Here is a 9,536-nt window from a genome sequence, read left to right as displayed (position 1 = left end):
CCGCTTTGGGTAACTTAACTTGAACGTCCTAGGATATAGAGGAATCAAATGGCTCGTACAACACCCATTTCGCGTTACCGTAACATCGGTATCAGCGCCCACATCGACGCCGGTAAAACCACTACTACCGAACGTATCCTGTTCTACACCGGTGTAAACCATAAGATCGGTGAAGTTCATGATGGCGCTGCCACCATGGACTGGATGGAGCAGGAGCAGGAGCGTGGTATTACCATTACCTCCGCTGCGACCACCGCTTTCTGGTCCGGTATGGCCAAACAGTTTGAACCGCACCGTGTCAACATCATCGACACCCCGGGGCACGTTGACTTCACCATCGAAGTAGAACGTTCCATGCGTGTACTGGATGGTGCGGTAATGGTTTACTGCGCCGTTGGTGGTGTTCAGCCGCAGTCTGAAACCGTATGGCGTCAGGCAAACAAATATCAGGTTCCGCGCATCGCGTTCGTTAACAAAATGGACCGCATGGGTGCGAACTTCCTGAAAGTTGTTAACCAGATCAAAACCCGTCTGGGCGCGAACCCGGTTCCGCTGCAGCTGGCTATCGGTGCTGAAGACGCATTCACCGGTGTCGTTGACCTGGTTAAAATGAAAGCCATCAACTGGAATGAAGCCGATCAGGGCGTGACCTTCACCTATGAAGACATCCCGGCTGATATGGTTGAACTGGCTAACGAATGGCACCAGTTCCTGGTTGAGTCCGCCGCTGAAGCTTCTGAAGAGCTGATGGACAAATACCTGGGCGGTGAAGCGCTGTCTGAAGAAGAGATCAAGAAAGCTCTGCGTCAGCGCGTACTGAACAACGAAATCATCCTGGTTACCTGTGGCTCCGCGTTCAAGAACAAGGGCGTACAGGCAATGCTGGATGCGGTCATCGAATATCTGCCGGCACCGACTGACGTTCCGGCGATCAAAGGTATTCTGGACGACGGTAAAGATACCCCGGCTGAGCGTCATTCTGACGACAACGAGCCGTTCGCGGCGCTGGCGTTCAAAATCGCTACCGACCCGTTCGTGGGTAACCTGACCTTCTTCCGCGTGTACTCCGGTGTGGTTAACTCCGGTGATACCGTACTGAACTCTGTGAAGTCTGCGCGCGAGCGTTTTGGCCGTATCGTTCAGATGCATGCCAACAAGCGTGAAGAGATCAAAGAAGTTCGCGCGGGCGACATCGCTGCGGCAATCGGTCTGAAGGACGTCACCACCGGTGATACCCTGTGCGACCAGAACGCACCGATCATCCTGGAGCGTATGGAATTCCCTGAGCCGGTAATCTCCATCGCCGTTGAGCCGAAAACCAAGGCTGACCAGGAGAAAATGGGCCTGGCACTGGGCCGTCTGGCTAAAGAAGACCCGTCTTTCCGCGTATGGACCGACGAAGAATCTAACCAGACCATCATCGCCGGTATGGGTGAACTGCACCTGGAAATCATCGTTGACCGTATGAAGCGCGAGTTCAACGTTGAAGCCAACGTCGGTAAACCGCAGGTTGCTTACCGTGAAACCATCCGTGACACCGTCAAGGATGTTGAAGGTAAACACGCCAAACAGTCCGGTGGTCGCGGTCAGTACGGTCATGTCGTTATCGACATGTTCCCGCTGGAGCCGGGTGGCGAAGGTTACACCTTCACCAACGACATCAAGGGCGGCGTGATTCCGGGTGAATACATCCCGGCAGTTGACAAGGGTATCCAAGAGCAGCTGAAGTCTGGTCCGATGGCCGGTTATCCGGTAGTAGACCTGGGCGTACGTCTGCACTTCGGTTCTTACCATGACGTTGACTCCTCTGAACTGGCGTTCAAACTGGCTGCCTCTCTCGCGTTTAAAGAAGCATTCAAACGCGCTAAGCCGGTTCTGCTTGAGCCGATCATGAAGGTTGAAGTAGAAACTCCGGAAGATTACATGGGTGACGTTATCGGTGACTTGAACCGTCGTCGCGGCATGATCGAAGGTATGGAAGATACTGCGACTGGCAAGACTGTTCGCGCGCAGGTTCCGTTGTCTGAAATGTTTGGTTATGCTACTGACCTGCGTTCTCAGACCCAGGGCCGTGCTTCATACTCCATGGAGTTCCTGAAGTATGCTGAAGCACCGACTAACGTCGCTCAGGCCGTTATTGAAGCACGTGGCAAATAAGCCTCTGCTTTAACATATTGATCCCGCACCCTCTCCTTCGGTGAGGGTGCAAGATAAGGAATATAACCGTGTCTAAAGAAAAATTTGAACGTTCTAAACCGCACGTTAACGTTGGTACTATCGGCCACGTTGACCACGGTAAAACTACCCTGACCGCTGCTATCACCACCGTTCTGGCTAAAACCTACGGCGGTAGCGCTCGCGCATTCGATCAGATCGATAACGCGCCGGAAGAAAAAGCACGTGGTATCACCATCAACACCTCTCACGTTGAATACGATACCCCGACCCGTCACTACGCTCACGTAGACTGCCCGGGGCACGCCGACTATGTTAAAAACATGATCACGGGTGCTGCGCAGATGGACGGCGCAATCCTGGTTGTTGCTGCGACTGACGGCCCGATGCCGCAGACCCGTGAGCACATCCTGCTGGGTCGCCAGGTAGGCGTTCCGTACATCATCGTGTTCCTGAACAAGTGCGACATGGTTGATGACGAAGAGCTGCTGGAACTGGTTGAGATGGAAGTTCGTGAGCTGCTGTCTCAGTACGACTTCCCGGGCGACGATACGCCGGTAATCCGCGGTTCTGCGCTGAAAGCGCTGGAAGGCGAAGCCGAGTGGGAAGCTAAGATCATCGAACTGGCTGAAACTCTGGACTCCTACATCCCGGAACCTGAGCGTGACATCGACAAGCCGTTCCTGCTGCCGATCGAAGACGTATTCTCTATCTCTGGCCGTGGTACCGTTGTTACCGGTCGTGTAGAGCGCGGTATCATCAAGGTAGGTGACGAAGTTGAAATCGTTGGTATCAAAGCGACGACCAAAACTACCTGTACCGGCGTGGAAATGTTCCGCAAACTGCTGGACGAAGGCCGTGCTGGTGAGAACGTTGGCGTACTGCTGCGTGGTACCAAGCGTGACGAAATCGAACGTGGTCAGGTACTGGCTAAGCCGGGCTCCATCACTCCGCACACCAAGTTCGAATCAGAAGTGTACATCCTGAGCAAGGATGAAGGCGGCCGTCATACTCCGTTCTTCAAAGGCTACCGTCCGCAGTTCTACTTCCGTACTACTGACGTAACGGGCACCATCGAACTGCCGGAAGGCGTAGAGATGGTCATGCCGGGCGACAACATCAAGATGGTTGTTACCCTGATCCACCCGATCGCCATGGACGATGGTCTGCGCTTCGCAATCCGCGAAGGCGGCCGTACCGTTGGTGCGGGCGTTGTTGCTAAAGTTATCGAGTAATCGATAGCCAGCAATAACACCAGAAAGAGGGCGCTATGGCGCCCTTTTTCACGGCGTTTTGTCGCCTGTCGCTGGTTATTTTGCATCCGGCCTTGCTTCCTGGCCAGATCTAAGTATAATGCGCGGGCTGCCTAATATTGGCAGCCTGATTTCGATCAGCGGCGGCGCGTTCCGCCAAACAATACTCCCGATATGGGGGTTATGAAATGAACGATTACACTCCCCCGTCAATCGAAATGGGTGCGAGGAGTAATTTTCTACGTTTATAAAATAATTGGAGCTCTGGTCTCATGCAGAACCAAAGAATCCGTATCCGCCTGAAAGCATTTGATCATCGTCTGATCGATCAATCAACCGCGGAAATCGTCGAGACTGCCAAGCGCACTGGTGCGCAGGTTCGTGGTCCGATCCCGCTGCCGACCCGCAAAGAGCGCTTTACCGTTCTGATCTCTCCGCACGTTAACAAAGACGCGCGTGATCAGTACGAAATCCGCACTCACAAGCGTCTGGTTGACATCGTTGAGCCAACCGAGAAAACCGTTGATGCTCTGATGCGTCTGGATCTGGCTGCCGGTGTAGACGTGCAGATCAGCCTGGGTTAATCAGGACATTGAGCGATTGAGAGGTTGAAACAATGATTGGTTTAGTCGGGAAAAAAGTGGGTATGACCCGCATCTTCACTGAAGATGGCGTTTCTATCCCTGTAACCGTTATCGAAATCGAAGCAAACCGCGTTACTCAGGTCAAAGATCTGGATAACGACGGCTACCGCGCCATCCAGGTTACCACTGGTAGCAAAAAAGCTAACCGTGTAACCAAACCGGAAGCGGGTCACTTCGCGAAAGCTGGCGTTGAAGCCGGCCGCGTTCTGCGTGAATTCCGTCTGTCTGAAGGTGAAGAGTTCACCATCGGTCAGAACATCTCCGTAGAAATCTTCGCTGACGTTAAAAAAGTAGACGTTACCGGTATCTCCAAAGGTAAAGGTTTCGCCGGCACCGTTAAGCGCTGGAACTTCCGTACCCAGGACGCTACTCACGGTAACTCCCTGTCTCACCGCGCTCCGGGTTCTATCGGTCAGAACCAGACTCCGGGCAAAGTGTTCAAGGGTAAGAAAATGGCAGGTCAGCTGGGTAACGAGCGTGTAACCGTTCAGAGCCTGGACGTAGTACGTGTTGACGCTGAGCGCAACCTGCTGCTGGTTAAAGGTGCTGTCCCGGGTGCTACCGGTGGCGACCTGATCGTTAAACCAGCTGTGAAGGCGTGAGGAGATAGCAATGGAATTAGTATTGAAAGACGCGCAAAGCGCGCTGACTGTTTCCGAAACTACCTTCGGTCGTGATTTCAACGAAGCGCTGGTTCACCAGGTTGTTGTGGCTTATGCAGCCGGTGCCCGTCAGGGTACTCGTGCTCAGAAGACCCGTGCTGAAGTTACTGGCTCCGGTAAAAAACCGTGGCGCCAGAAAGGCACCGGCCGTGCGCGTTCTGGTTCTATCAAGAGCCCGATCTGGCGCTCTGGTGGCGTGACCTTCGCTGCTCGTCCGCAGGACCACAGTCAAAAAGTTAACAAAAAGATGTACCGCGGCGCGCTGAAAAGCATCCTGTCCGAACTGGTACGTCAAGATCGTCTGATCGTCGTTGAGAAGTTCTCTGTTGAAGCGCCGAAAACCAAGCTGCTGGCACAGAAACTGAAAGACATGGCGCTGGACGATGTGCTGATTGTAACCAGCGAAGTCGACGAGAACCTGTTCCTGGCCGCGCGCAACCTGTTCAAGGTTGACGTACGCGACGTAGCAGGCATCGACCCGGTTAGCCTGATCGCCTTCGACAAAGTGGTTATGACTGCTGATGCTGTTAAGCAAGTTGAGGAGATGCTGGCATGATCCGTGAAGAACGTCTGCTGAAAGTACTGCGCGCGCCGCACGTTTCTGAAAAAGCGTCTATGGCGATGGAAAAGAACAACACCATCGTTCTCAAAGTTGCTACAGATGCAACCAAAGCAGAAATCAAAGCCGCAGTTAAGAAACTGTTCGAAGTTGAAGTTGACACTGTTCGCACCCTGGTTGTTAAAGGGAAAGTGAAGCGTCACGGTCAGCGTATCGGTCGTCGTAGCGACTGGAAAAAAGCTTACGTCACCCTGAAAGAAGGCCAGAATCTGGACTTCATCGGCGGCGCAGAGTAAGTCGGAGGAGTAGCGAACAATGGCAATTGTTAAATGTAAACCGACATCTCCGGGTCGTCGCCACGTTGTTAAAGTGGTTAACCCTGAGCTGCACAAGGGCAAACCGTTCGCCCCGCTGCTGGAGAAAAACAGCAAGACCGGTGGTCGTAACAACAACGGCCGCATCACCACTCGTCACATCGGTGGTGGTCACAAACAGCAGTATCGTCTGATTGACTTCAAACGCAATAAAGACGGTATCCCGGCTGTTGTTGAGCGTCTGGAGTACGATCCGAACCGTTCCGCGAACATCGCGCTGGTTCTGTACAAAGACGGCGAACGCCGTTACATCCTGGCGGCGAAAGGTCTGAAAGCTGGCGATCAGATTCAGTCTGGCGTTGATGCTGCAATCAAAGCGGGTAACACCCTGCCGATGCGCAACATCCCGGTTGGTTCTACCGTTCATAACGTAGAAATGAAGCCGGGTAAAGGCGGCCAGCTGGCTCGTTCCGCTGGTGCTTACGTTCAGATCGTTGCACGCGATGGTGCCTATGTCACCCTGCGTCTGCGCTCTGGCGAAATGCGTAAAATCCCGGCTGACTGCCGCGCCACTCTGGGCGAAGTCGGTAACGCTGAGCATATGCTGCGCGTTCTGGGTAAAGCAGGTGCTGCACGCTGGCGTGGTGTTCGTCCGACCGTTCGCGGTACTGCGATGAACCCGGTAGACCACCCGCACGGTGGTGGTGAAGGTCGTAACTTTGGTAAGCACCCGGTAACCCCGTGGGGCGTACAGACCAAAGGTAAGAAGACCCGCAGCAATAAGCGTACTGATAAATTCATCGTACGTCGCCGTAGTAAAAAATAATTAGAGGATAAACCATGCCACGTTCTCTCAAGAAAGGTCCTTTTATTGACCTGCACTTGCTGAAGAAGGTAGAGAAAGCGGTGGAAAGCGGAGACAAAAAGCCACTTAAGACTTGGTCCCGTCGTTCAACGGTCTTTCCAAACATGATCGGTTTGACCATCGCTGTCCATAATGGTCGTCAGCACGTTCCGGTATTTGTCGTCGATGAAATGGTCGGCCACAAACTGGGTGAATTCGCGCCGACTCGTACTTATCGCGGCCATGCGGCTGATAAAAAAGCCAAAAAGAAATAAGGTAGGAGGAAGAGATGGAAACTATTGCTAAGCATTGCCATGCTCGCTCTTCTGCTCAGAAGGTTCGCCTGGTGGCTGACCTGATCCGCGGTAAGAAAGTGTCACAGGCTCTGGAAGTTCTGACCTACACCAACAAGAAAGCGGCTGTACTGGTCAAAAAGGTTCTGGAATCTGCCATTGCTAACGCAGAACACAACGATGGCGCTGACATCGATGATCTGAAAGTATCCAAGATCTTCGTCGACGAAGGCCCGACCATGAAGCGCATCATGCCGCGTGCAAAAGGTCGCGCTGATCGTATCCTGAAGCGCACCAGCCACATTACTGTGGTTGTGTCCGATCGCTGAGACTCTGGAGACTAGCAATGGGTCAGAAAGTACATCCTAATGGTATTCGCCTGGGTATTGTGAAGCCTTGGAACTCTACCTGGTATGCGAATACTAAAGAATTCGCTGACAACCTGGACAGCGACTTTAAAGTTCGTCAGTTCCTGAACAAAGAGCTGGAAAAGGCGTCCGTTTCTCGCATCGTTATCGAGCGTCCGGCGAAGAGCATCCGTGTGACCATTCACACCGCTCGTCCGGGTATCGTTATCGGTAAGAAAGGCGAAGACGTAGAAAAACTGCGCAAGGGCGTTGCAGAGATTGCTGGCGTACCGGCACAGATCAACATCGCCGAAGTGCGTAAACCGGAACTGGACGCCAAACTGGTGGCTGACAGCATCACTTCACAGCTGGTACGTCGCGTTATGTTCCGTCGTGCTATGAAGCGTGCTGTACAGAACGCTATGCGTCTGGGCGCTAAAGGTATCAAAGTTGAAGTCAGTGGCCGCCTGGGCGGTGCTGAGATCGCGCGTACCGAATGGTACCGTGAAGGTCGTGTTCCGCTGCACACGCTGCGTGCGGACATCGACTACAACACCTCTGAAGCGCACACCACTTATGGTGTAATCGGCGTTAAGGTATGGATCTTCAAAGGTGAGATCCTGGGTGGTATGGCTGCTGTTGAACAACCGGAAAAACCGGCTGCTCAGCCTAAGAAGCAGCAGCGTAAAGGCCGCAAGTAAGGAGAGTCGCTGATGTTACAACCTAAGCGTACAAAATTCCGTAAAGTGCATAAAGGCCGTAACCGCGGTCTGGCGCAGGGTACGGATGTTAGCTTCGGCACTTTCGGTCTGAAAGCTGTTGGCCGTGGCCGTTTGACTGCCCGCCAAATCGAAGCAGCACGTCGTGCTATGACCCGTGCTGTTAAGCGTCAGGGTAAAATCTGGATCCGCGTGTTCCCGGACAAGCCGATCACGGAAAAACCGCTGGCCGTTCGTATGGGTAAAGGTAAAGGTAACGTTGAGTACTGGGTAGCCCTGATTCAGCCGGGTAAAGTCCTGTACGAAATGGACGGTGTGCCTGAAGAGCTGGCCCGTGAGGCCTTCAAACTGGCAGCAGCGAAACTGCCTATCAAAACCACCTTTGTAACTAAGACGGTGATGTAATGAAAGCAAACGAGCTGCGTGAGAAGAGTGTTGAAGAGCTGAACACCGAGCTGCTGAATCTGCTGCGCGAAGAGTTTAATCTTCGCATGCAGGCGGCGGGCGGCCAGCTGCAACAGTCTCACCTGTTGAAGCAAGTGCGTCGTAATATCGCACGTGTTAAGACTTTACTGAACGAGAAGGCGGGTGCGTAATGACCGATAAAATCCGTACTCTGCAAGGTCGCGTTGTTAGCAACAAAATGGAGAAATCCATGGTTGTTGCTATCGAGCGCATGGTGAAGCACCCGATCTACGGTAAATTCATCAAACGTACGACCAAACTGCACGTACATGACGAGAACAACGAATGCGGTATCGGTGACGTGGTTGAAATCCGCGAATGCCGTCCGCTGTCCAAGACCAAATCCTGGACGCTGGTTCGCGTTGTAGAGAAAGCTGTTCTGTAATACAGTACACTCTCTCAGCAATGATAAACGGCTCAGATTTTGAGCCGTTTATTTTTTCTACCCATATTCTGGAAGCAGTGTTATAATGCTGCGCCCTCAATTATGGGGATTTTTAACGGCCCACACTGGGTCTCGAAGTAGTAGTTGACATTAGCGGAGCACTGAAATGATCCAAGAACAGACTATGCTGAACGTCGCCGATAACTCCGGCGCGCGTCGCGTAATGTGTATCAAGGTTCTGGGTGGCTCGCACCGTCGCTACGCAGGCATCGGCGACATCATCAAGATCACCATCAAGGAAGCAATTCCGCGTGGTAAGGTCAAAAAAGGTGATGTGCTGAAGGCGGTAGTGGTGCGCACCAAGAAGGGTGTACGTCGCCCTGACGGATCTGTCGTTCGCTTTGACGGCAATGCTTGTGTACTGTTGAACAACAACAGTGAGCAGCCGATCGGTACGCGTATTTTTGGGCCGGTGACACGTGAACTGCGTTCTGAAAAGTTCATGAAAATCATCTCTCTGGCACCAGAAGTACTCTAAGGAGCGAATCCATGGCAGCGAAAATCCGTCGTGATGACGAAGTAATCGTGCTGACCGGCAAAGATAAAGGTAAGCGCGGTAAAGTAAAAAACGTCCTGTCTTCTGGTAAAGTTGTCGTTGAAGGCATCAACCTGGTTAAGAAACATCAGAAGCCGGTTCCGGCTCTGAACCAACCGGGTGGCATCGTTGAAAAAGAAGCCGCTGTTCAGGTTTCCAACGTTGCAATCTTCAATGCGGCTACCGGTAAAGCGGACCGTGTAGGCTTTCGGTTTGAAGACGGCAAAAAAGTCCGTTTCTTCAAGTCCAATGGCGAAACTATCAAGTAATTTGGAGTAGTA

The 9,536-nt window shown here is 52.8% G+C and carries 15 protein-coding genes; all 15 read left to right on the top strand.

What is annotated here, in order from left to right:
- Window positions 1–48 precede the first annotated feature (48 nt).
- The 15 genes from fusA to rplX all read left to right on the top strand — a co-directional run bounded on the left by fusA (window position 49) and on the right by rplX (window position 9,524).
- The gene (gene fusA, locus L1P05_RS15540; RefSeq protein ID WP_012850032.1) at window positions 49–2,157 is read left to right on the top strand and encodes an elongation factor G; all 2,109 of its coding nucleotides are present in this window, start codon (window positions 49–51) and stop codon (window positions 2,155–2,157) included.
- Window positions 2,158–2,225: 68 nt separating this feature from the next.
- Window positions 2,226–3,410 (top strand): elongation factor Tu, encoded by a 1,185-nt coding sequence (tuf, locus tag L1P05_RS15535; protein WP_012847048.1) that lies wholly within the window; start codon window positions 2,226–2,228, stop codon window positions 3,408–3,410.
- A 290-nt stretch (window positions 3,411–3,700) separates the two neighbouring features.
- Window positions 3,701–4,012 (top strand): 30S ribosomal protein S10, encoded by a 312-nt coding sequence (gene rpsJ, locus L1P05_RS15530; protein WP_001181005.1) that lies wholly within the window; start codon window positions 3,701–3,703, stop codon window positions 4,010–4,012.
- Window positions 4,013–4,044: 32 nt separating this feature from the next.
- On the top strand, window positions 4,045–4,674 hold the full coding sequence (gene rplC, locus L1P05_RS15525) for a 50S ribosomal protein L3 (protein WP_034168690.1): 630 nt from the start codon (window positions 4,045–4,047) through the stop codon (window positions 4,672–4,674).
- A 10-nt stretch (window positions 4,675–4,684) separates the two neighbouring features.
- Window positions 4,685–5,290 (top strand): 50S ribosomal protein L4, encoded by a 606-nt coding sequence (rplD, locus tag L1P05_RS15520; RefSeq protein ID WP_012850030.1) that lies wholly within the window; start codon window positions 4,685–4,687, stop codon window positions 5,288–5,290.
- On the top strand, window positions 5,287–5,589 hold the full coding sequence (gene rplW / locus L1P05_RS15515) for a 50S ribosomal protein L23 (RefSeq protein ID WP_005290397.1): 303 nt from the start codon (window positions 5,287–5,289) through the stop codon (window positions 5,587–5,589). Before rplD ends, rplW begins: the two co-directional genes overlap by 4 nt.
- Before the next feature lie 19 nt (window positions 5,590–5,608).
- Window positions 5,609–6,433 (top strand): 50S ribosomal protein L2, encoded by an 825-nt coding sequence (rplB, locus tag L1P05_RS15510; RefSeq protein WP_012850029.1) that lies wholly within the window; start codon window positions 5,609–5,611, stop codon window positions 6,431–6,433.
- Between the two features lie 14 nt (window positions 6,434–6,447).
- On the top strand, window positions 6,448–6,726 hold the full coding sequence (gene rpsS, locus L1P05_RS15505) for a 30S ribosomal protein S19 (RefSeq protein WP_005290393.1): 279 nt from the start codon (window positions 6,448–6,450) through the stop codon (window positions 6,724–6,726).
- A 14-nt stretch (window positions 6,727–6,740) separates the two neighbouring features.
- Entirely contained in the window at window positions 6,741–7,073 is a 333-nt protein-coding gene (gene rplV, locus L1P05_RS15500) for a 50S ribosomal protein L22 (RefSeq protein WP_012850028.1), read from the top strand.
- Window positions 7,074–7,090: 17 nt separating this feature from the next.
- Window positions 7,091–7,792 carry a 30S ribosomal protein S3 gene (rpsC, locus tag L1P05_RS15495; RefSeq protein ID WP_012850027.1) on the top strand — a complete coding sequence of 234 codons (702 nt, stop codon included), beginning with the start codon at window positions 7,091–7,093 and terminating at the stop codon, window positions 7,790–7,792.
- 12 nt (window positions 7,793–7,804) lie between these two features.
- Window positions 7,805–8,215, top strand: a complete 411-nt coding sequence (gene rplP / locus L1P05_RS15490) for a 50S ribosomal protein L16 (protein ID WP_005290387.1) — start codon at window positions 7,805–7,807, stop codon at window positions 8,213–8,215.
- Window positions 8,215–8,406: a 50S ribosomal protein L29 gene (gene rpmC / locus L1P05_RS15485; protein WP_005290385.1), complete on the top strand. Its 192-nt coding sequence runs from the start codon at window positions 8,215–8,217 to the stop codon at window positions 8,404–8,406. The genes rplP and rpmC overlap by 1 nt, the downstream gene beginning before the upstream one ends.
- A complete protein-coding gene (rpsQ, locus tag L1P05_RS15480) occupies window positions 8,406–8,660 on the top strand; it encodes a 30S ribosomal protein S17 (protein ID WP_012850026.1) in 255 nt (84 codons plus the stop codon). The genes rpmC and rpsQ overlap by 1 nt, the downstream gene beginning before the upstream one ends.
- A gap of 166 nt (window positions 8,661–8,826) precedes the next feature.
- Window positions 8,827–9,198, top strand: coding sequence for a 50S ribosomal protein L14 (rplN, locus tag L1P05_RS15475; RefSeq protein WP_005290380.1), 372 nt, complete (start codon window positions 8,827–8,829; stop codon window positions 9,196–9,198).
- 11 nt (window positions 9,199–9,209) lie between these two features.
- Window positions 9,210–9,524, top strand: coding sequence for a 50S ribosomal protein L24 (gene rplX, locus L1P05_RS15470; protein ID WP_012850025.1), 315 nt, complete (start codon window positions 9,210–9,212; stop codon window positions 9,522–9,524).
- Window positions 9,525–9,536 lie beyond the last annotated feature (12 nt).

Origin of the sequence: Edwardsiella piscicida, from assembly GCF_021733145.1 — a bacterium.
Lineage (GTDB): Bacteria > Pseudomonadota > Gammaproteobacteria > Enterobacterales > Enterobacteriaceae > Edwardsiella > Edwardsiella piscicida.
Note: the sequence above shows the minus strand (reverse complement) of the source record. Positions and strands in the feature narration are given on the sequence as shown.